This is a genomic window from Vibrio agarivorans (genome assembly GCF_030409635.1).
Classification (GTDB): Bacteria; Pseudomonadota; Gammaproteobacteria; order Enterobacterales; family Vibrionaceae; genus Vibrio; species Vibrio agarivorans.
In genome coordinates this window covers 1,782,872-1,804,374 of sequence record NZ_JAUFQF010000004.1, presented here as the reverse complement: position 1 = coordinate 1,804,374, position 21,503 = coordinate 1,782,872, and the positions used below count along the sequence as shown (strand labels likewise).

17 protein-coding genes and 1 tRNA gene are annotated in these 21,503 nt (G+C 45.4%); 10 read left to right on the top strand and 8 right to left on the bottom strand.

Translation table 11 applies throughout. The features are described 5' to 3' along the window. Window position 1 precedes the first annotated feature (1 nt). Genes QWZ05_RS16760 through QWZ05_RS16750 form a run of 3 tightly spaced genes read left to right on the top strand, consistent with a single transcriptional unit; the run spans window position 2 to window position 3,128 of the window. Complete coding sequence (locus QWZ05_RS16760; RefSeq protein WP_290299576.1) at window positions 2-1,705, top strand: FliG C-terminal domain-containing protein; 1,704 nt, start codon at window positions 2-4, stop codon at window positions 1,703-1,705. Beyond that, window positions 1,702-2,487, top strand: a complete 786-nt coding sequence (locus QWZ05_RS16755) for a motility protein A (RefSeq protein ID WP_290299574.1) — start codon at window positions 1,702-1,704, stop codon at window positions 2,485-2,487. The genes QWZ05_RS16760 and QWZ05_RS16755 overlap by 4 nt, the downstream gene beginning before the upstream one ends. Then, window positions 2,484-3,128, top strand: coding sequence for an OmpA/MotB family protein (locus QWZ05_RS16750; protein WP_290299572.1), 645 nt, complete (start codon window positions 2,484-2,486; stop codon window positions 3,126-3,128). The genes QWZ05_RS16755 and QWZ05_RS16750 overlap by 4 nt, the downstream gene beginning before the upstream one ends. 94 nt (window positions 3,129-3,222) lie before the next feature. Here the strand turns inward: QWZ05_RS16750 and QWZ05_RS16745 are convergent, their stop codons facing one another. From QWZ05_RS16745 to QWZ05_RS16730, 4 genes are all read right to left on the bottom strand, one after another. Then, complete coding sequence (locus QWZ05_RS16745) at window positions 3,223-4,182, bottom strand: OmpA family protein (protein ID WP_290299570.1); 960 nt, start codon at window positions 4,180-4,182, stop codon at window positions 3,223-3,225. A gap of 181 nt (window positions 4,183-4,363) precedes the next feature. Beyond that, window positions 4,364-5,791, bottom strand: coding sequence for a glutamate--tRNA ligase (gltX, locus tag QWZ05_RS16740; protein ID WP_264878170.1), 1,428 nt, complete (start codon window positions 5,789-5,791; stop codon window positions 4,364-4,366). A gap of 126 nt (window positions 5,792-5,917) precedes the next feature. After that, complete coding sequence (locus tag QWZ05_RS16735; protein WP_290299568.1) at window positions 5,918-6,274, bottom strand: DUF2799 domain-containing protein; 357 nt, start codon at window positions 6,272-6,274, stop codon at window positions 5,918-5,920. Between the two features lie 60 nt (window positions 6,275-6,334). After that, the gene (locus tag QWZ05_RS16730) at window positions 6,335-7,729 is read right to left on the bottom strand and encodes an OprD family porin (protein WP_289960762.1); all 1,395 of its coding nucleotides are present in this window, start codon (window positions 7,727-7,729) and stop codon (window positions 6,335-6,337) included. Between the two features lie 479 nt (window positions 7,730-8,208). Here QWZ05_RS16730 and QWZ05_RS16725 point away from each other — a divergent pair, with 479 nt between their 5' ends. Further along, window positions 8,209-10,893, top strand: a complete 2,685-nt coding sequence (locus QWZ05_RS16725) for a heavy metal translocating P-type ATPase (protein WP_290299565.1) — start codon at window positions 8,209-8,211, stop codon at window positions 10,891-10,893. A 13-nt stretch (window positions 10,894-10,906) separates the two neighbouring features. After that, window positions 10,907-11,344, top strand: a complete 438-nt coding sequence (locus tag QWZ05_RS16720) for a DUF411 domain-containing protein (RefSeq protein WP_264878166.1) — start codon at window positions 10,907-10,909, stop codon at window positions 11,342-11,344. 131 nt (window positions 11,345-11,475) lie between these two features. On the opposite strand, the gene QWZ05_RS16715 is transcribed toward QWZ05_RS16720, so the two are convergent. Together QWZ05_RS16715 and QWZ05_RS16710 are read right to left on the bottom strand one after the other, a co-directional pair. After that, on the bottom strand, window positions 11,476-12,204 hold the full coding sequence (locus tag QWZ05_RS16715) for an oligogalacturonate-specific porin KdgM family protein (RefSeq protein WP_290299561.1): 729 nt from the start codon (window positions 12,202-12,204) through the stop codon (window positions 11,476-11,478). Window positions 12,205-12,632: 428 nt separating this feature from the next. Continuing rightward, on the bottom strand, window positions 12,633-15,296 hold the full coding sequence (locus tag QWZ05_RS16710; RefSeq protein WP_290299559.1) for a beta-N-acetylhexosaminidase: 2,664 nt from the start codon (window positions 15,294-15,296) through the stop codon (window positions 12,633-12,635). Between the two features lie 415 nt (window positions 15,297-15,711). On the opposite strand from QWZ05_RS16710, the gene QWZ05_RS16705 reads away from it, so the two are divergent. Then, the gene (locus tag QWZ05_RS16705) at window positions 15,712-16,602 is read left to right on the top strand and encodes a TraB/GumN family protein (RefSeq protein WP_290299556.1); all 891 of its coding nucleotides are present in this window, start codon (window positions 15,712-15,714) and stop codon (window positions 16,600-16,602) included. A 367-nt stretch (window positions 16,603-16,969) separates the two neighbouring features. Here QWZ05_RS16705 and QWZ05_RS16700 read toward each other — a convergent pair. After that, window positions 16,970-17,046, bottom strand: a tRNA-Pro gene (locus QWZ05_RS16700). Between the two features lie 268 nt (window positions 17,047-17,314). Here QWZ05_RS16700 and QWZ05_RS16695 point away from each other — a divergent pair. The 3 genes from QWZ05_RS16695 to rluF all read left to right on the top strand — a co-directional run bounded on the left by QWZ05_RS16695 (window position 17,315) and on the right by rluF (window position 19,372). Further along, the gene (locus QWZ05_RS16695) at window positions 17,315-17,455 is read left to right on the top strand and encodes a DUF3149 domain-containing protein (protein ID WP_264878162.1); all 141 of its coding nucleotides are present in this window, start codon (window positions 17,315-17,317) and stop codon (window positions 17,453-17,455) included. Window positions 17,456-17,587: 132 nt separating this feature from the next. After that, window positions 17,588-18,169 carry a DNA endonuclease SmrA gene (smrA, locus tag QWZ05_RS16690; protein ID WP_290299554.1) on the top strand — a complete coding sequence of 194 codons (582 nt, stop codon included), beginning with the start codon at window positions 17,588-17,590 and terminating at the stop codon, window positions 18,167-18,169. Between the two features lie 150 nt (window positions 18,170-18,319). Beyond that, window positions 18,320-19,372, top strand: coding sequence for a 23S rRNA pseudouridine(2604) synthase RluF (gene rluF / locus QWZ05_RS16685; protein ID WP_290299552.1), 1,053 nt, complete (start codon window positions 18,320-18,322; stop codon window positions 19,370-19,372). Between the two features lie 77 nt (window positions 19,373-19,449). Here the strand turns inward: rluF and upp are convergent, their stop codons facing one another. Then, window positions 19,450-20,076: a uracil phosphoribosyltransferase gene (gene upp, locus QWZ05_RS16680; RefSeq protein WP_264878159.1), complete on the bottom strand. Its 627-nt coding sequence runs from the start codon at window positions 20,074-20,076 to the stop codon at window positions 19,450-19,452. Between the two features lie 384 nt (window positions 20,077-20,460). On the opposite strand from upp, the gene purM reads away from it, so the two are divergent. Further along, the gene (gene purM / locus QWZ05_RS16675) at window positions 20,461-21,501 is read left to right on the top strand and encodes a phosphoribosylformylglycinamidine cyclo-ligase (protein WP_264878158.1); all 1,041 of its coding nucleotides are present in this window, start codon (window positions 20,461-20,463) and stop codon (window positions 21,499-21,501) included. Window positions 21,502-21,503 lie beyond the last annotated feature (2 nt).

Here is a 21,503-nt window from a genome sequence, read left to right as displayed (position 1 = left end):
TATGCACCGTTTCCTCTCTTTTGGGTTGATTGCCCTGATTGCCGTACCTGCAATTGCTGAACTGCAAATTCGTCAGTTTGAACTTGCTTCTGTGCTTGAGACACGTATCAGTCGCGATATTGAACGCGTCATTGATGCAGATGCTTTTATTCTCGATATTGATATTGAGCTAACCAGTCATTCCGAGAACGCCAGTCATAACCCAGCTCCCGTGGCACAAACGCAAAGCATGTCGCAGCCACCGATAGCACCTTTAGTGCAACCTAAGTTGCCAGGTCTCTCTCAAACACAACCTGATATTGAGCCTATTCAGCCTCCTGTTGAAGAAAATCCACAAGTCGCCGCCGTGCCGCCAGTCAGCGGCGAAACTGTACGTAACATCCAAACACTCCTGGTGATCGATCATTCGATCAATGGAGAAGATGTGGCGACAATACGTGGATTAGTCGCCAAGAAGTTAAACTATGACCCACTTCGTGGAGACGAGATCCGCGTTCAACGAGCAGAACTAATTCGCGCTCAAGCGCCTGATGCAACTACAGAACCTCTAGTAGACAGTGATTCAGAGACTACTCAACAGTGGTGGATATTAGCCGCCATCGGTGGTGCGCTGGTGTTGCTTCTGCTCATTTGGCTACTTACTCGTAATAAACGAGCATGCCAACCCGTATATCAAGAAGAAGCGCCCACGAGCCCACAACAGTTGCTGAATACTAAGAAAGCGGAACTCAAATCGATTCGCCAAGATCTTATCGCTTACAGTCTCGCTGAACCAAGCAAAGTCACAGCCATAATGGAGAGGCTAAGTCTAAACGAGCAAAACTTACCAATGTTAGCCGCATGCTACCAAGAGCTCGGCCGCTCACTGTTTACTTCAATGTACCCAAGCCTTGAATCGCGAATTCCAGCATACCTTCGATACCTTGAAGAGCACCCGGCAGACTACGATACCCTAGTGACACAAATGAGTGACCTTCATCAACTGCTAAAGAACAGCAATGAAGATCAGCGCGCTCAAGGTCAATCTCGACCTTTTGCCTTCCTTGAACGTATGGACACCAATCAGGTTCACTGGGTGCTCAATGATCAACCTACTCGTATTAAAGCGATTGTTTTGTCACAGCTTAATGCAAAAGTCTCTTCCGACTTACTTGCGCTGCTCGATGAACAAGAGCGAACACAAGTCGCTATTGAGATTGCTCAGCTCGACACTATTCCACTGGCGACTTATCGCGAGGTAGCGGCTCAGCTTGCAGAGCGTGCGCAGTGGGCACCAAAAGTGGAAAACGTCGTCACGGATGGAAATGACCTGTTGATCAAACTTCTTGACAGCATGACCATTAAGCAGCAAAGCGCACTACTGAATAAGGTGAAGTTAGAGTCCCCTAATGCTTACTTGTCGCTGCGTAAGAAATACTACGCCTTTGAGGATATCTTGCGTACTCCACAAGATGTACTTAGTAATGTGCTTCGTAGCCTTGAGCTAACGGTTCTCGCTGGTGCTATCGCTGATTTAGACCAAGCTAAATCGGATTACATACTGGCAGGCTTCCCTGATCGTCTAAAGATGGCGGTATCTCAAGAAATAGAGTCGGCACAAACGCTGTCGCCTGATGTTCGTAATGATTATAAAGCCCAAGTCGTACAACGCTTGCGCGCTGCGATGGACGATAACCTGTTCTCTATGGGAGATCTTGCGGCATGATATCACTGAGTACTTTCGCCGGCTTTATGGCAGCGATTGCCGTCTTAGGTAGTGCGATTGTCATGAGTACCGATAACTATTTGCTGTTTGTGAGCTACTCAAGCGTTGTGATTGTACTAGGCGGTACATTCACAGCCACCCTCGTTAGCTACAGTTTCCCTCTGTTGGCAGGGGCAATTAAAACGCTGTTTGTCAACTTGCTTAACGAGGACAATTATAAAAAAGAGTCTCATCGCATCATTAAACGTGCGGCAGAGCTCAATAGTGTTTATCGTAATGGCGGTATCGCTGCACTAGAGGGAGCATTAACTGCAAAAGAGCAGAAAGACCAGTTTATCACCTTGTGTATCGAGTTGATTGGAACAGGATATAAAGGTGAAGAGCTCAATAACATGCTTACCGAGAGCAATAGCAGCCAGTCACATGAAGAAGAACGTAGCTCAAAAGTGCTAGAAACCATGGGTGCGTTCGCGCCCGGGTTTGGCATGATAGGGACACTTATTGGACTGATTATCATGTTGGACAATTTAAGTGGCGATTTTGCTGAGCTCGGAAAAGGACTCGCCATTGCATTGCTGACTACCCTTTACGGTGTGTGTTTTGCGCAGCTTCTTTTCAAGCCTGCAGCGACAAGGGCATTCCGTCGCATCGATGACAATTTTCAACTAAGAGAGTTGCAAGCGCGCTCATTTGTATTGATTTTAGAACGCAAACCAGATTTGTATCTGAAAGACAACCTGAATGGCTTCCTATCCTCTAAGCATAGATTGAAAGAGCAATGAGTCGACGTGCCCTCTCTCCTCGTAGAGATACCTCTGACGGTAACGACTGGATGACAACATACAGTGATGCTATCACTTTGTTATTGGCATTTTTTGTCATGCTGATCAGTGTTGCTCAAATTGATGAAGGTAAGTTTGAGCAACTTAAACAAGGTTGGGGACAAACGTCACAAGGTAGTACTGAGCAAGAGTCTCAGCCTGAAACGACTTTTTCTACCGATGTCGAAGGGGTTGAGGTTCAACAGCTTGAGCAACGTATTGAAATTGAAATCGCCAACGAGCACCTGTATGACACAGGCTCGGCACAACTAAAAGACAGCACCATCCCTTTACTAGAGCAACTAGCCGAAGAGATCCAGACTTTTACTCAGACCGATTTGCACAACCAAAATCGCATGATTTCGGTAGAAGGGCATACCGATGATGTCCCAATTCAATCCGCAATCTTTGCGAGCAACTGGGAGTTATCCGCCACTCGAGCCACTACCGTTACTCGAAAGTTGATTGAGCTTGGTATTGATCCCAATCATATCCAAGCCGTTGGCTTTGCGGACACGCGCCCTAAAGTTGGCACAACAGGCGAATTTAGCGATAAACAGCGACAACTCAACCGACGAGTTGTGATTGCTATTTATCAATAGCGACCGTCCTGAAAATCTGCGAAGAACCATAAAAAAGGCTCTGCGTGTTAATTGCAGAGCCTTTTATCTATTGGTATTGGAACAACGCTAAACGTTACTCTTCTACTTGATACTCAAACTCAGGCACAATGATTTCTACAAAACGGTTTTTCTTGCGCCCTTCAGGCGTACTTTCGTCGTATTCAAGTTCAGATTCGCCCACCCCACGCGCAGTAATGCGGTCTTCTGAAATACCTCGTTCCACCAGCGCATCTGCAACAGCATTAGCGCGTTTTTCTGATAACTGCTGGTTATATTCATCGGAACCAGAACTGTCGGTGTGGCCGACAAGCTCAACGTTCGATTGTGGGTACTTATTCAAAAAGGCAGCGAGTTTATCGAGGTCGCTCTGTGCTGCCTCGGTAAGTTCAGCACTGTTGAGCGCAAAGGTCTCTTCACCCATTTTCGCAGTTTGGTGCTTCATGGTTTGCACTTCTGGCTCAGGCTCAGGTAATTGCTCTGGCTCAGGTGGTGGCGCAACCACAGCAGGCTCTGATGCACCAAATCGGTAAAGCACACCTAGCGTTGCACTATTTCCTTCTGCTCGAACAATTTTATTATTGATGTCTGTTAACGTTTGATACTCTAATCGCACACCAATTTTTGGGTGTGGAGTTAATTCAACACCAGCAGCACCGAGGTATGACCAATCATCTTCATCACCATAGTCAACATATGCACCACCAACTTTAGCGTAGATACCCCACAAATCGTTGATATGGTAGGTGAACTTTGGAGCTAGTGTCCACGCGGAAACACGATCATCATTTAGTCCCGCTGGTGTTGTCGTATGTTTACCTAGGTCATCATATCCCAACTCTAGCGCTAGATAATCTAGGAAGTCGTAACCAACAAAGCCACCAAAGTGGTTCGCTTCATCATCACACTCACCACCAGAAATACAAGCATCGTCTAACCAAGATTTACCTGCTTTCGCACCGATATAAAAGTCAGCGAAGGCTGGTTGTGCTGACAGCACCACTGCTGCCGAAATTGCCACTGCAAGTTTTTTCATAATTCACGTCCCTCGTTGTTTTATGAATTTGGCATTCATTCGAAAGTATAGGACGCGTTTTTTCTCTTTGACGGAAATTAATCAACTATTTTTTTGTTCAAAACCATTTAGTTACAGGGTTGAGACAAAAAAAAGCCGCAGCATAAAGCTACGGCAATTTACTAATAATCAGTGACTTATATTATGCGTTCGCTTCACGCTCAGCAATAAACGCTAGCGCCATGTTAATGCGAGCAATAACACGCTCTTTACCCACTAGCTCCATCACAGCATCTACTGAAGGCGATTGGCCACCACCAGTAACTGCGACGCGTAGAGGCATGCCGATTTTACCCATACCAATTTCTAGCTCTTCACACACAGCGGCAATCACACCCTGTTTGATGTTAGCCGTTGTCCACTCTTCAAGCGCTTCTACTTTAGCTAGTGCCAACGCTAGAGGATCTTTCGCTACACCACGTAGGTGCTTCTTAGCTGCGCCTGCTTCAAACTCAGCAAAATCTTCGTAGAAGTAACGAATTTGCTCTGCAAGTTCGATGAGAGTATTGCAGCGCTCACCGACCAACTTAATCACTTCTGTAATTGCTGGGCCGTTTTCAATGTTCAGGTTTTGCTGATCTAAGTGCCATTGCAGGTGCTTCGCTACATGCTCAGGTGCTGATGTCTTAATGTAGTGGTTGTTCAACCACAACAGCTTTTCAGTGTTAAATGCTGAAGCTGACTTTGAGATAGCATTTAAGCTGAACAGGTTAATCATCTCTTCTTGAGAGAAGATCTCTTGGTCGCCATGTGACCAACCTAGACGTACTAAGTAGTTGTTAAGTGCTTCTGGCAGATAGCCTTCATCACGGTATTGCATAACAGAAACCGCACCATGACGCTTAGACAATTTAGCACCATCATCACCTAGAATCATTGCACAGTGTGCAAAGGTTGGTACTGGCGCACCCAGAGCTTCATAGATATTGATCTGACGAGGCGTATTGTTGATATGGTCTTCACCACGAACAACATGAGTGATACCCATATCCCAATCGTCGACAACCACGACAAAGTTGTATGTTGGTGAGCCGTCTGTACGGCGAATGATCAGGTCATCTAGCTGGCTGTTTGAAATTTCGATACGGCCACGGATCTGGTCATCAAATACAACGCTGCCTTCTTTGGGGTTGCGGAAACGAATAACACACGCGTCACCCTCTTTAGCCGCTGCGTTCGCTGCAACAATTTTCGGGTGGTTGGCATCGTAACGAGCCATCTCTTTGTTGGCTTCTTGCTCTGCACGGATCTCATCGAGCAGCTCTTTAGACGCATAGCATTTATACGCTTTGTCTTCTGCAAGTAGCTTATCAACCATTTCGTTGTAACGATCAAAGCGCTTAGATTGGAAGTATGGACCTTCATCCCACTCCATTCCTAGCCACTGCATACCTTCAAGAATCGCATCAACCGCTTCTTGAGAGTTACGTTCTAGATCCGTGTCTTCGATACGTAGAACAAATTCACCGCCTTGGTTTTTTGCAAATAACCAAGAGTAAAGTGCAGTACGTGCACCACCAACGTGAAGGTAGCCTGTTGGGCTAGGAGCAAAACGAGTTTTAACCGTCATGTTTTAGTTACCTTTTTAATAGACTTCGCCATAAATTTAGCTTAAGCCAAACTTTGCGGCGTATTCTAACATTGCCAGTCAAAGGACTACAACGCGGCATTATTGCTCAAACACTATAATTGTCGTTCACCTTGGAAAATCTTCGGGCTGTATGTACCTCTGGAAGCCTCTTTCGGCTTCCGTTTTAAATTGAGGCTCTGATGGATAGCCCTTGCATTGACCTCGATATCTATTACCTTCTAGCCCCCACTGATACCCTTTATTGCCTTGGCACAACTGTGCTCGACCTTGTTCAAAACCAGCAACATACTCAGTATACAAAAGATCTGCTTGTTTTATCGTATCTGTTACTAATTGTTCTATTTTTTGCTTTTCAGCCCCCTTAGAACCATCTAGCACACCGATCCTGAATGGTTGGAAATCTTTTCCTACCGAAGTACAGCCAACCATAAGAATGATAACTAACAGCCCATATCGCTTCATAAAGACTCCAAAAAACAAAAGCGAGACTTGCTAGAAGCCTCGCTTGAAAGATTGATACAATTATTTAATTGATAGAGGGATAACTAATGTTACTTTCAGGTCATTCTCGTCTTGGAAGCCATTGGTGTAACCCGTCCAGTTTGGCGCATTTGAGTCGTTTACGTAGCTGGTAAAGTAAACCCCAAATATTGCGTCTTTAAGAGCGCCACCTTGAATCGCATAGTTGGCAAACACACTGCCTGAGTATTCCACCAACTCATCGAAGCCTTCTGCTTCTGCACCAAAGGCATACACACCATTAATACCTGCAGAGAAGCCTGGTGCACCCCAATCACTAAAGTCACGACTCATTTGACCAAAGAAGCCAATTTCACCATCATGGTTAAAGTCAGAACGGTTGTTCCACCAAATGTCGTAAGCACCGTTCGAACCACCATAGACTTCCGTTAGACGGTAAGACATGTTACCTACACTGCTCTTATCACCCGAGTCAGCCGATGTATAAGTTGTTTCTAGGCGGAAATTGTATTGCCCTACTGATTTCGCAGACAAGAAAGCCAACTGGAATGCCGTGCTATCAAATTGATCTTCATCATCGACAATGTAAGCCTGTGGTGATAAGTACCAGCCGTTAGCAGTGTTATGCTTCAGTTTAATGTGTGCGTTTTTACGATCACCCTTTGTCAGGCCCGCATAGGCGATATCGAGTGAGGTCGCATCACTAAAGCGATACACACCACCTATAGAGTACGCATCACCGGCATCTTTATCTTGACCGTCTCTAAACTCATAGCTGTGTTTAAACCATGGAGCTCGATACTCCGTTGCATAAACAAAGCCTAAATCTAGGTCACCAAATTTTGCCCCAAATTCGCCACCGGTGTATGTACCTGCCGCAAAAGACCAGTTGACTCCCATTGCTGATGGTACACTCGGTTGGAAATAACCTGCTTTTGCACGGAAATCCTCTCCGAATTTGAATTTGAGTGCAGCAGTTTGGATAGCAGCACCGTTATCGGTACACTCAGAGTCCCAGGTACCTGAACACCCACTTGTCCCTGTTGGGTTTTGATCATACGGGTTATCTACGCCCCAGAAGTTCATTTCGTGATCGGGACTTGCATTGTTCCACATATCAAATGTGGCATAAGCATTGAGGTCTAAACCCACTGTATCTGCGATATAACCAGAGGAAAAACCCAAACCAATGTATGTCGAACCATGATCTAGATTCGGCTTGCGACCTACATCGTTACCATTTTTGTCAACATCGCCTCTTGTACGATCACGCATCCAAAAGTTAATTGCACCATTAAATGTCGATTCTTCAAAAAACTCTGTCGCGGCTTGTGAATATTCAGGGCCAACTGGGTCGGCAGCTTGCGCTACCCCAACTGAACCTATTGCCATTAACACTGCTGCGCCAACGATCGACTGCTTAAATGTCTTTTTCATTCTAATCAACCCTTTCCATGTTGGAATTTTTTAAGTGCTTCGCTCATTTGGGCCTTAGGACTCGAGCCGATAAGAGCGAAGCGTTTTGTATGGACGAGTCGACTATGGCAATCTTTTTTTACCAAGAAAAACAATGCAAAATTAATTGCGACACAGTTCAAATGTAAAAACCAAAACCACAAAATAACCCTTTAAAAACATCAGGTTAAATTCAAAATAAAAAAGAGTAAAAAGATCCAACTTGAACTAGCTCGCAACAAACTCGTCAATATCGAGACAAAAACGTGAGGGAAATAAAACACATTTGAGAACATTTTTTTCAAATAAAATGAACTTCCATTGAAAAGTTGAATCAGATCTCATCAATCTAGTTTGTAGCGCAAATATCTCCCGCTGTTAAAACCGTTAATTTCTAATTGACCTTACCGTTAGGTCAAGGTTTATGATGAGAGTATGTTTCCTAATTCAAGGTGCCTGATATGCTTTATCAACTCCCCATTGCCGGGGCCAAGTGCAATGGCTGCCTCAAAAAAATCAACACAGCCATTGATTCGCTCGATCATACCGCTGTCATTGAGTTGTCTCTCTCTGAGTTAGTTATCGATACCCCTTTGCCATTGCAGAAGGTGATTGATGCGATTGCTGAGCAGACGAATGTCTCAGTTGGTCAACCTATTCAATTAGCATTAACTGGACTGAGTTGCGGGCGCTGCATTGCAAAGCTTGAAGATGCTCTGACCTCAGATCTGCGTCACGTTAATATTGATGTGACCAAGACAGAACTGAGCTTAATCTCTACGGCTTCAGTCGATGAGATCATTGAGCAAGTCAACCAATGTGGCTATCAGGCTCACGCCAGCACCCACCACATTCCAAGCCAACAAGAGCAAGATGAACCGGTAGCGTACTCTGAAGTTACGCCCCAGTTAGACTCTCAACACACGCAAACTCAGCGATTACTGATTGGAGGCATGACATGTGCGAGCTGTGTGCGCTCAGTCGAGCAAGCGATCATGCAGATCCCTCAAGTATCTCAGGTGCAAATTAGTCTGTCTGAGCAATCAGCGCTCGTTTGGACAACGGAAACACTACCAACGCAGCAAATCGTCGATGCGATTTCAGTCGCGGGATACCGAGGTGAACCAATGAGTTCAGACTCAGAGACTGCACTCGATACTCTAGTTGAACAACAAGTGACTCAACACAAAACGAGCGCCATCCAAGGCCTATTGATTGGTGGCCCTCTTATGTTGTGGGGTGTCTTAGGCGGTAACATGATGATACGCAACCCCACCGACCAATGGGTATGGGGTGTGGTTGGCGTGATTTGCTTTTGGCTTTTAGCCAGCGGGGGCAAACACTTTTTCACCCAAGCGTGGCAGGCGTTAACTCATAAACGTGCGACGATGGACACGCTGGTGGCACTTGGCACCGGTGCTGCTTGGCTGTTTTCTATGGTTGTGGTTATCGTACCTGACCTCTTTCCAGCTAAAGCTCGCCATGTCTATTTTGAGGCAAGTGCGATGATTATCGGCCTGATCTCTCTTGGCCATTTCATTGAAGCCAAAGCTAAAGTAAAAACCCGTGCTTCCCTCAATGCGCTACTTAGCCTGCAAGCAAAGTCAGCGACACAGATCGTTGATGGTAAGGAGCACACCATAGCAATCGAGGCTGTGAACAAAGGGATGATTTTACGTATAAAGCCCGGAGAGCAAATCCCAGTCGATGGGGTTGTAGTGCGCGGTGAGTCATATGTTGATGAATCGATGTTGACGGGTGAACCTTACCCTATCAACAAAGCGATAAAAGACAGGGTTTCTGCAGGTACGGTCAATCAAGATGGTAGCCTAGATATCGAAACCAGTTCGATTGGAGAGCACACCAAGCTATCACAGATCATCGAACTCGTGCGCAAAGCCCAAAGCAGCAAACCGCAATTAGCAAAACTGGCAGACCGTATTTCAGCGGTATTTGTTCCTGTTGTTGTAGCCATTGCATTACTCTCTGGCCTTGTTTGGTTTCTGGTTGGCCCGCAACCTCAGTGGAGCTATACATTAGTCGTGACCACCTCGGTACTGATTATTGCCTGTCCATGTGCTCTAGGGTTAGCAACCCCGCTCTCTGTTACAGTCGGAATTGGTAAAGCTTCGGAGCATGGTGTGTTGATTAAAGATGCAGATGCCCTCCAGCAAGCGAGTAGTGTCACCACAGTTGTGTTCGACAAAACGGGGACACTGACACTAGGTAAACCTGTCGTTCAACGTTTTTATACTGTTGACGATAATAGTGAGTATGTACTTACTGGCCTAGCATCACTGGAGAGTCACTCTGAACATCCGATAGCGAAAGCTATTGTGGGATACGGGAAAGAAAAAGACGTTGAAACAACCGATATTTCAGAGTTCGTAAATCAACGCGGTAAGGGAGTAAGTGGTTACTATCAAAATAACCACCTGCAAGCTTTATCTCCAAGTGCAGCCAAAGAACTAGGCATCGACCTTAGCCCTGTCCAAGCGGCGTTAATGAGTGCCAATGACGAAGCGCAAACCGCGATTGTGATCGTGGAGAATGGCATTGCTATTGGTATTGTTGGGCTTTCTGACCCACTAAAACCAGAATCTAAATCAACCATCGATGCGCTGCACCGCCAAGGTATACGCACAGTGTTACTAACCGGTGATAGTCAAGCGGTCGCACAACACATCGCCAAAGAGCTAGGGATTGATGATGTGATCGCGCAAGTGTTACCTGAACAAAAAGCGGCGCACATCCAGAGCCTCAAAGATGCTGGACAACATGTTGCAATGATTGGTGATGGCATTAATGATGGCCCTGCATTGGCAACCGCCGATGTGGGTATTGCGATGGCAACCGGGAGTGATGTAGCGATTGAAAGTGCTCAAGTGACCCTATTAAACAGCTCACCCATGAGTGTAGTATCAACCATTGCTATCGCAAAAGCGACGCTTAAGAACATGAAACAAAACCTTTTTGGTGCGTTCATCTATAACACCTTAGGTATCCCAATTGCAGCCGGGATTCTCTACCCTGCTTTCGGCTTGTTACTCAGCCCAGTAGTGGCAGGCACTGCTATGGCGCTCTCGTCGATTACCGTTGTGAGTAACGCCAATCGATTAAGACACTTTTCTCCGTTAGAGAAATAGAAAGGAAAACACAATGACAAAACTGGCTTTAGCCTCTTTGGCTCTATTCTCGGCTTCGGCGTTGGCAAACAACGTTATTAACCATAAATCTCCCCATTGCGGTTGCTGCGGTGGCTGGAGTGAGCACATGGAGGAAAACGGCTTTAACGTTGAAGAAAAGCTGCATGACAACATGCTTGGTATCAAACAGTCACTGGGCATTACCCAAGAGCTTGCCTCTTGTCATACGGCCGAGATTGATGGCTATATATTTGAAGGGCATATTCCCGCACAAGACATCGAAACATTTCTTGCTAATCCACCCGCCGGTGCAAAAGGACTGGCAGTACCGGGTATGCCTCTCGGCTCACCGGGTATGGAGTATGGCGACACCAAGCATGAGTATGTGGTTTATGTATTCAACGAGAAAGGTCAAGTCGCTGAATTTAATCGCTACGAGGGAAACCAATAAGCTTATTCTCTGAAAACGTTTCCTTGCAAAGAAGACTGCGTTTGCAAATAGTACTTCCCTTGTAAAATAAATGCCGAGCTAACAAGCTCGGCATTTTTCGTTAAGGACTTTTGAACAAAACTGAGTGTGGCTTAGAAGCCGTATGATGCACCAAATACAAATGCGTGGTTATCAATCTTAGAACCTTCAATTTTCACGCCGTTTGCTTGGCTGCGGTACTCAAAATAAGGTTGTACGCCATTACGAGTCCATGTTGCACGAAGCTCGTGATCCATTGAATCTTGCTTCTTGAATACACCTGTATACTCTTCTGACTCGTTACCAGCAAATACGTAAACGTTGTTGTAGCTTAGAGTAAGCTCTTCATTCACTGTGTAAGCAATGCGGTTATCCATACGGTAATCGTTGTCTAACTTGCTATCTTCATTGATGTGAGCACGAGTACGGTTGCTGATAGAGATACCGTTATCGAAGTTGTAGCCGATCTTCACTAATGGGCGGTATTGTAGAGTCTCGCCTTGGTAAAGTAGGTGTTGGTAGCCTGCTGCAACCCAAAGGTTATCGTTAATAGCAAACGCCTGCTCACCACCGATAGTCCAATAAACATTGTCCATAGAGCCGCGCTGCGTCGCAGTAGATTCTACTTCTAATTCACCAAGTTGAATTCCATCAAACTCAGTGTAAACCGTCAAACCACCAAGTTGATTTGTGAATGTATGGCCAGCTTCTAGCGTAGAGGTGATGTCAGAGCCATGTAAGCCATCAGTATGGAACTGAAGGTTGCCTGTTACGTAAGAAGATGCGAATGCGCTTGATGCAAATGCTAAAGAAAGTGCGCTTACTGCTAATACTTTTTTCATTGTTACTGCCTTTTCGTTTTTTATTTTGTGCCGTGCTTCGGGGTTCATCATGAGATAAGCATCAACACTGTGGACTGCGCTTCCTTGCTGCTGGGATGGATACTGCAACAATTAATTTGCGTTGAAAAATAATCGATCGATTTTAGTGATCTAAATCACCTCATGAAAAGTGAAAAAACAGTAAACCATTTAAAAACAGACATTTAATAATGAATCTTTCATAGGTGTTAATATTAGCATTTCTCTTTTTGAGTGTTTTTTAAGCGCAAAACACTTGATTTCGTGACCCGCATCAAGCCGATTTGATAAGTTTTTTTTAGATGTAAAATATTAAAGGGCAAAAAATGAGAAATGGATCACTAAGCCGTTGAATCACATAATGACGAAAGCCCAGCGTGATACTGGGCTAGGTAATTGAAAATTGAATGCTAGTTAACCGATGTTACACGGCTTACCTTGGAGCCTGTCGCGGAGATAGAGCGAATAAAGATCTCTCCTTCTACCGTCGGTTTTTGCTCTGCATCGTAATTATTCCACGTTTGGCCATCTGTCGAGTATTGTAAAGCCACCCCTGGGAACTGAACATTCATATGCAGTTGGTTATTCTCCACCTTTGCTCCCGGAACAGGCAGACGGTAGTCAATCCCCGCTTTTTCGAGTTTGGCTAACTCACGTTGACCAACAACATTGGCAAAACGGTTGTAATCATCATTCAAAGCACTCTTGTTCACTAAATCTGACTGCTGTGAATACTCAACGCCTACTTGGTAGTCGTTTTCCCACTCAGCTCGATGCCATGCACGCTCTGCAGCTGCTAAAACACGTGGGAATACCATGTACTCATACTGCTCATCGTTCCGCACGGTTTCAGACCACAACTGAGCAGATAAGCCATAGAAAGGCGCAGCTTCGATTTCACCTTTACCGGTAAATCCGTTGCCATCTCTATCCAATGACGTCTCGGCGTTTTGTGGCATATTCTCTGGCGCAAACCCAAACATCTTACGCGTGTCCGTTGCACGAGTTGCCCAATAGTAGCCTCGCTCTTTTGGATCCGCCTCATATGGCATATCCATATACACGTAGTCTGGATTTGACACTATCACGTCATAGCCCTTTTCTGACCACTCATACACTGACGATGTTCCACCCCAATAAAGCACATCCCAGAAGTTAACTCGTGTATTTTCCGTTGCAAAAGCGTCAACACCTTCACTGTATTTCAGACCATCTTGCCACGCTTGGAAGTTTGGTATGCCTTTCTCCGCAACGAGCTTAGAGACTTCTTGAGCAAAGTAGCTTGGTAAATGGCCAAAGTCACTGACAATACCGTCTTGGAGTAATGCCTGACACTGTGGAGACTGAGCAAACGGTTTGTCTTGCTGTGACAAATCGATATTCCCTTTCCATGCCACCTTTTCTTGTGCATTGATATCTTGGAAACCTGCTGCGAGTTTAATGTTCTTCGCTTCATCCCCTCCAAAATGCCATGTCGACAGAGGCATACCCGCTTTCACGTGCATCGCTGCGACTTCCGAAATCACCTTGTCAACGAAACGAGTCGAAGAAGCCATACATGGGTTTATGAAGCTTTGTTTGTCATAGAACTGAACCGTTGTTACGTTGGAGGTGTCTTGCGGATCCATTAAACGGTATTCATTTGCTTGCTCTGCTTTGCCCTCCGCCATGAGTCGATCATAACGCGCTTCCATAGAAACGACCGCAGCACGTGCGTGTGCTGGCATATCAATTTCAGGGATCACTTCGATATGACGCGCCTTCGCGTAAGTCAAAATCTCAACATAATCTTGCGTAGTGAAGTAGCCACTACCAAAATTATCCGAGGTTGAACCCGACCCTAGTTGTGGTAATAAACAGCGCTGCTCCTCTAAATCAAAACAGCGATTTGCCCCTACATCAGTTAGCTCGGGTAAGCCTGGAATTTCTAAACGCCAGCCTTCATCATCGGTAAGGTGCAGGTGCAGTTTGTTCATCTTGTAGGCCGCCATCTGATCAATAGTGGCTAAAACAACTGGCTTCGAGTGAAAGTTACGCGCGACATCGATCATGACACCGCGATACTCAAAACGTGGGGCATCATGAATGCGCACGTTAGGCAACTGGCTTGGGTTTTCTATATCCACCAAACCAAACACAGACTGCATTGCATAGAAAGCACCTGCTTTGTCAAAAGCCACTACCTCGATACCTTGGTGACTAATTGAAAGCTGATAGCCGCCAGATTTTGCATACTCCGTTGGCAGTTCAGTAGACAATTCAATGGAAACTGCTTGACCCCCGCTAAGGTTAACGCCCAACAACTGAGCACGTTCTGTCAAAGCGCCGATTTGCAGCTCATCGAACACACCCTCTGGCAGTGCCAGTCCAGAGCTAATATCAAGCTTACCTTCACCTGCTACTACTGAGGTCGGGGTTGGCAATAGCGACGTCGATACATCCTGTTGGGTTAAGTCACTGTTTTTATCAAAGCGTGACAGCGCATTGGCAAACACATTGTTATCACCCGGTGTGCGCTTTAAGTTATCGCCCTCTAAACCTGAAACAAATGATGCAACGTCTTCCGTGTTTAGCGCGGCAATCAATCTAGGCTCAGCATTCGGCGCTGCAACAAAAGCACCCGGCATGAAGTCTGTTTCAAACAACTGCCAATATTCGCCAATCAACGGGATGACAACTTCTTCATTTTCACCAAAACCATCAAACTTATCCGTTGGCTCGAGTTTATGCAGATCGCCCGTCACTCGTGTCACTTTAAACTGGTCATTACCGACATCAAGAATCAATCGAATACTGTGAAAATAGATCGCCCAATCGCTTGAATCTATTGCTGAGCCTTGATTTGTCAATGTCATATTGACCTGATTACAAGACGCCCATTCAGCACCTAAGTCTTGGCAAGCGAGACCATCATCCGCACCGTGATTTGTCAGCACTTGATATTGGATATCGAGATGGGTGGCTAACGCATCGACCGCTTCTTGTTGAATCGCATCTTGTTGAGTATTGCTTGTCGCCGAGCAACCCGCTAATACCGTGACCATTGCAGTAGTGATAAGAGAATATTTGAACATCTTACAAACCTATAATTTATTGAATCTTTCTCTAATCTACTCAAACTTTTTTATCGAAATAAATTAAGAGCTGAAATGATTGATTCCCTTCACAAACCACAAATGTGAATTTATATAATTTCTTTTAAAACAATAAATTAGATCCAACGTCAAATTCGACAATACTATTTTGACGGAATAAATGAGATATAAGTCACGCAAAACACGGCACAATTAATATCGTAGCCACAAAAACCATCAGCGCAGTTTCGAGTGAAACCAACCTCGCCATAAGAATCATGAACGCGATCACAAGAAAAAACGTCAATTGTTTGCAAGGGAGAACGATTTTTACAATTTTGCCGTTAATTTTTCTCTACTCTTCCCTAGGAACCTTTACACTAGGTGCATATAGCGTCAATCAAGGTTCACTTTCATGTCTTACTCTAAATTGCTCAGCCCTCTACTGTTATTGTTGTCTCACGTTGCACAAGCAGAACCTCTTTCATGGTTTGCAGAAAAGGAGGGGCTGTCCTATACCCTCGTTGGCTCCGTGCATGTTGGAGATAACTCAATGTATCCAATGCCTGACAAACTCACCCAGCGACTGCAAGCTGCAGATGGCCTAATCGTTGAAGCGAATACACTAGAAGCAAAACAGCTTCGCTACCCTAGCGCAAACACGACAGTGAAAGAGCAACTCAACGACAGCCAGCTTGAACGGCTAGGTCGAATTGCTCGCATGAGCGGCATGCAAATTGAAGACGTGCAATCTTTCCCGCCTTGGATGGCCGCAATGAGCCTACAAATGAGCCAACTACAGCGCCTCGGTTACACACCAGATAAAGGGGTTGATTTACACTTTATGCAGCAGGCCACATCACAACAAACCCCAATCTACGGTTTAGAGTCACTGCAGTTTCAAATTGACCTCATCGCTAAGCAACCCGATGAGGGCTTAGAGATGCTGACCGCCTTTATGGAAGAGTTCAATCAAACCCAGCAGCTTACTCGCTGTCTCATTGATACTTGGGATGCCGGAGATGAATCCAACCTTGAAGCTTTCGCCCATATATCCGAGATGTCCCCTGAACTAGAGAAAGCCTTTATTGATGATCGCAACCAAGCATGGGCAGAGATCCTCAACCAAAAACAACCGCTTGAAGGCCAAGACTCCACCATCGAAGATGGCAATTACTTTGTCGTCGTAGGCAGCCTTCACCTTGTTGGCGAAGGGAATGTACGCGAATTACTCGAGGCGCGTGGGTTTGAAGTGACACAGATTTCCAATAGTTCAGCAGCAGGGTGTGAGTTTGGGGGGGAATAATAGGTAAGTTGAAGGTTGAAGGTTGAAGGTTGAAGGTTGAAGGTTGAAGGTTGAAGGAGAGTTTAGTGAAGCTTTTAGTATTTAGAATACAGATTTCAGAATACAGATGTTAGAGACATCGACCCTGTATTCTGAATTCTGTACTCCCACTTACCTGAGCACCAAAACACACCCGTTGTGATCTTCCCCTTCAACCTGCTTTTCCATATTTCAGAAACGCGAAAAGCTCGCTATAAAAGCGAGCTTTTCTAAAAATGGCCGGTGAAGAGGGATTCGATCGGACTGGCGCTCCAGCCCACGTCCCGCATGCGCTTTTCTTTATTCCTGATACGCGAAAGCCCGCGTAAATACGCGGGCTTTCTGAAGGTGGTCGGTGAAGAGGGATTCGAACCCCCGACCCTCTGGTCCCAAACCAGATGCGCTACCAAGCTGCGCTATTCACCGAGATACATTCGCTTGAGAAACTATCTGTCTCACCGAATGGAGGCGTATAATACCGCGAAAAACTTTCGGTGCAACCCCTAAAGAGCACTATTTTTACGTTTTTTATTTCCTTGGCATCCGATCGAATAGAAAAGCATCAAAACGTGAGCTAAGGCGCATAGCTTTAAACATAAAAGCCACAGCCCGTTAACGATTGATCCAGATCATAACCATTCATTTATCCAGCCGTTAACGTAAGCCTTGTCTTCGCTACTTAGAGGAAGAAACGATGAACTTCTGGCTTGACTTGCTGTTTGGCAACGCTGTTGAACTCTCTTCAATGATAGTTATCTTCGCTGCTTTTAGCCTGATGCTCTTTTACGGCGGTTTCTTCATCTATAAGGTTTTGAACGACGAATCTCCTCACTAAGTCGCTTCGCGCATGTTCTATTGAACTCTGCTTAGCACCGGATTAGATCCTGTATCTAATCCGGTTTTTATTATCTTTCTTCATCACTTTTCGTATAATTCTGCTATCAACAATCAATACGGATTATCAGCCATGAATCACGATGATGATCTAGCCCTATTTCAACAAATGATGGGCGATGTTAAACCTCTCCATAACGATACAGCAGAACACAAAAAATGCATTGAAGTGACTGAGTCACACCTGGCTAAACGAGAGGCTGCAGTATGGTTAACAGACAAAGACCCCGAACACCTCTCCATTGATCATGCTCCGATGCTTAAGCCCGATGACATGATTGAGTTTAAGCGTGATGGTGTGCAAGAAGGTGTCTATCGCAAACTGCGCTTAGGAAAATATCCAATTCAAGCACGCCTTGACCTTCATCGTAAAACGCTCAAAGAGAGTCGTGATGAGGTGGTTAAGTTCCTCAAGCAGTGCATTCGTATGGACATACGCACCGTCGTAATTGTGCATGGGAAAGGGGAACGTTCTAATCCACCAGCATTGACTAAGAGTTTTGTCGCTCATTGGTTAACCCAGATAAAAGACGTACAGTGTGTTCATAGTGCCCAACGTTTTCACGGAGGAACAGGAGCCGTTTACGTGCTGTTGCGTAAAAGTAACGACAAGAAGATAGAGAACCGCGAGCGTCATCAAAAACGGTTAGGCTAACCACCACTCTAGTGCTAGAATCCCTCGCCTATTTTTTGCTCTGATAGCTATTCGTTTGTATTAGAGCAAAGAAGGCGATTCAATAATCTCTTTTATTCCTATATTAAAAGATCGATACCACCACCGTTGTGAAACGTTAGGAGCAACAACATGTCACAAGATAACGCAAAGCGTCTAAATAAATACATCAGTGAGACAGGGTTTTGCTCTCGTCGTGAAGCTGACAAACTGATTGAGCAAGGCCGAGTCACTATCAATGGTCAAACACCTGAAGTCGGTACCAAAGTAGTGCCTGGTGATGATGTTTGTATCGACGGTAAACCAGTGAAAAGCAAACAACGCCCAATCTATATTGCTTTGAACAAACCCACAGGCATCACTTGTACCACTGAGCGTGATATTCCAGGTAACATCGTTGATTTTGTCGGACTCAACCAACGTATTTTCCCTATCGGTCGCCTTGATAAGCCCTCTGATGGCCTGATCTTTCTCACCAACGATGGTGACATCGTGAACAAAATTCTTCGTGCCGGAAACAACCACGAGAAAGAGTATGTGGTGCGTGTTGATAAGCCTATTACACAAGCTTTCATCGATAATATGTCGAAGGGTGTGCCTATTCTCGACACCGTTACTTTGCCATGTAAAGTGACTAAAGAGACTAAATTCTCCTTCCGAATCGTATTAACGCAAGGTTTGAACCGTCAAATCAGACGTATGTGTGAGGCCCTTGGTTACGAAGTCTTTAAGCTGCGCCGTGTGAGAATCATGAACATCAGCCTAGATGGCATTCCAAACGGTCAATGGCGCTATATGACAGAAGCTGAAGTCGCGCAAATCCTTGCGATGTGCGAATCCTCTTCAAGCACAGAAGAAGCATCGAAACTAGATGCGAAAGGCAAGCGTATTCGCCGAGCTACAGATGCAAAGCTATTTGATAGCCGTGAAGAGAACCAAGACTCAACCGCACGCCGCAATCAAAAGCAGCGCACGTTTAAAGGCCGTAATGCCGATGAATTCCGTCACGCGCCAAACTCGAAAAAAGGTCGTGGTAAACCTGCTGATTCACGCCGTGACGATGACAAGCGCTCTGATCGTAACGCACCAAGCAAAGGCAAGACTTACTACAAGCCGAAAGGGGAAACGGCCAACACGCCAAGCAATAAGCCTCGTAAACCCGGTACGCTGAGCTTAAAACGCTAAGCAGTCTAATCAACAAAAAGGGGGAAGCAGCTGCTTCCCCCTTTTGATTCAATCATACTTAAGTATCTATTATTGAGTTACTTAGTACCGAAGATTTTGTCACCCGCGTCACCAAGACCAGGCACGATGTAACCTTTGTCGTTTAACTTCTCATCGATTGCAGCAGTGTACATTTCAACATCTGGGTGCGCTTTTTCTAGTGCTTCGATACCTTCTGGCGCCGCAACAAGTACCAACACTTTGATGTGCTGACAGCCTTTCTCTTTCAAAAGATCGATAGTTGCGATCATCGAACCACCCGTCGCTAACATTGGGTCAACAACAAGCGCGATACGCTCATCGATGTTAGAAGCTAGCTTGTTGAAGTATGGTACAGGCTCTAGTGTCTCTTCGTCACGGTAGATACCAACCACACTGATACGAGCACTTGGCATATGCTCAAGGACACCATCCATCATACCTAGGCCTGCGCGTAGAATTGGCACAACCGTTACTTTTTTACCTTTGATCTGATCGACTTCTACTGGGCCGTTCCAGCCATCAATAGTCACTTTTTCAGTTTCAAAGTCTGCCGTTGCTTCATACGTTAGTAGGCTACCGACTTCTGTTGCCAACTCACGAAAACGCTTTGTGCTGATATCACCCTCGCGCATCAATCCAATTTTGTGCTTAACAAGTGGGTGTTTCACTTCAACAACTTTCATTTTCTTCTCCGACTAGTTCAGTAAACTCAACGATTATAACGCTTATAAAGACAAATGGGCAGGGTAAAGCTCACGTACAACAACTAACCCATGTCAGTGATATGCGATTAGCTTCTTCTATCTCAACGATGATTTGTCACGACAATTCAGAGCACTAACGCCTAGCACTGATCAGATTAATCAAACAACACCGACTTTCTCTCTCATCCGTTTCATCGTATCAAATCTCTAACCTTCTCTTTACCGACGATTAGCATCCGTGGGTGCGTTATATTTGAGACAAACGTGCATATAAAAAACTTTGCGCAAACGTTTGCTCTTTGTATTTAAGCACTGTTAGAATAGCGCCGTTTTCACATCCAACTAACTACCGAGGATTTCTCCGTGAGTGGTAATAACACATCTCTTAGCTACAAAGACGCTGGTGTAGACATCGATGCGGGTAACGCATTGGTTGATCGTATTAAAGGTGCGGTAAAACGTACTCGTCGCCCTGAAGTTATGGGCGGTATTGGCGGCTTTGGTGCCCTTTGTGAACTTCCAACTAAATACAAAGAGCCTGTTTTGGTTTCTGGTACTGATGGCGTTGGTACAAAACTTCGTCTCGCTCTAGACCTAAATAAGCACGACACGATTGGTATCGACTTGGTAGCAATGTGTGTGAATGACCTCATCGTACAAGGTGCTGAGCCACTATTCTTCCTAGATTACTACGCGACGGGCAAACTGGATGTTGATACCGCTGCAGACGTAGTATCTGGTATCGCTGATGGCTGTATCCAAGCAGGCTGTGCGCTAATCGGCGGTGAAACTGCTGAAATGCCTGGCATGTACGAAGGCGACGACTACGATGTTGCTGGCTTCTGTGTGGGTGTTGTCGAGAAAGCTGACGTTATCGATGGCACAAAGGTTGCAGCAGGTGACGCACTGATTGCGGTCGGTTCAAGCGGTCCACACTCAAATGGTTACTCTCTAGTTCGTAAAATTCTAGAAGTCTCTGGCGCTGATAAAGGCGAAATGCTAGAAGGCCGCACTATCGGTGAACACCTTCTAGAACCAACCAAAATTTACATCAAATCAGCACTTAAGATGATTGAGAAGCATGACATTCACGCTATCTCACACATCACTGGTGGTGGTTTCTGGGAAAACATTCCTCGTGTTCTTCCTGAAGGCACGAAAGCGGTTGTAGATGGCAACAGCTGGGAATGGCCAGTTATCTTTAAATGGCTACAAGAGAAAGGCAACGTAGACACACACGAAATGTACCGTACATTCAACTGTGGTGTTGGCCTTGTAATCGCTCTACCAAAAGACCAAGCGGATGCGGCTGTTGAGCTTCTTAAAGCTGAAGGCGAGAATGCATGGGTTATTGGTGAGATTGCTACCGCTCAAGAAGGCGAAGAGCAGGTAGAGATCAACTAGGC

Excerpts from the sequence above, each read along its gene's own strand:
- QWZ05_RS16760 (WP_290299576.1), top strand. The coding sequence starts at position 2 with ATGCACCGTTTCCTCTCTTTTGGGTTGATTGCCCTGATTGCCGTACCT.
- QWZ05_RS16755 (WP_290299574.1), top strand. The coding sequence starts at position 1,702 with ATGATATCACTGAGTACTTTCGCCGGCTTTATGGCAGCGATTGCCGTC.
- QWZ05_RS16750 (WP_290299572.1), top strand. The coding sequence starts at position 2,484 with ATGAGTCGACGTGCCCTCTCTCCTCGTAGAGATACCTCTGACGGTAAC.
- QWZ05_RS16745 (WP_290299570.1), bottom strand. The coding sequence starts at position 4,182 with ATGAAAAAACTTGCAGTGGCAATTTCGGCAGCAGTGGTGCTGTCAGCA.
- gltX (WP_264878170.1), bottom strand. The coding sequence starts at position 5,791 with ATGACGGTTAAAACTCGTTTTGCTCCTAGCCCAACAGGCTACCTTCAC.
- QWZ05_RS16735 (WP_290299568.1), bottom strand. The coding sequence starts at position 6,274 with ATGAAGCGATATGGGCTGTTAGTTATCATTCTTATGGTTGGCTGTACT.
- QWZ05_RS16730 (WP_289960762.1), bottom strand. The coding sequence starts at position 7,729 with ATGAAAAAGACATTTAAGCAGTCGATCGTTGGCGCAGCAGTGTTAATG.
- QWZ05_RS16725 (WP_290299565.1), top strand. The coding sequence starts at position 8,209 with ATGCTTTATCAACTCCCCATTGCCGGGGCCAAGTGCAATGGCTGCCTC.
- QWZ05_RS16720 (WP_264878166.1), top strand. The coding sequence starts at position 10,907 with ATGACAAAACTGGCTTTAGCCTCTTTGGCTCTATTCTCGGCTTCGGCG.
- QWZ05_RS16715 (WP_290299561.1), bottom strand. The coding sequence starts at position 12,204 with ATGAAAAAAGTATTAGCAGTAAGCGCACTTTCTTTAGCATTTGCATCA.
- QWZ05_RS16710 (WP_290299559.1), bottom strand. The coding sequence starts at position 15,296 with ATGTTCAAATATTCTCTTATCACTACTGCAATGGTCACGGTATTAGCG.
- QWZ05_RS16705 (WP_290299556.1), top strand. The coding sequence starts at position 15,712 with ATGTCTTACTCTAAATTGCTCAGCCCTCTACTGTTATTGTTGTCTCAC.
- QWZ05_RS16695 (WP_264878162.1), top strand. The coding sequence starts at position 17,315 with ATGAACTTCTGGCTTGACTTGCTGTTTGGCAACGCTGTTGAACTCTCT.
- smrA (WP_290299554.1), top strand. The coding sequence starts at position 17,588 with ATGAATCACGATGATGATCTAGCCCTATTTCAACAAATGATGGGCGAT.
- rluF (WP_290299552.1), top strand. The coding sequence starts at position 18,320 with ATGTCACAAGATAACGCAAAGCGTCTAAATAAATACATCAGTGAGACA.
- upp (WP_264878159.1), bottom strand. The coding sequence starts at position 20,076 with ATGAAAGTTGTTGAAGTGAAACACCCACTTGTTAAGCACAAAATTGGA.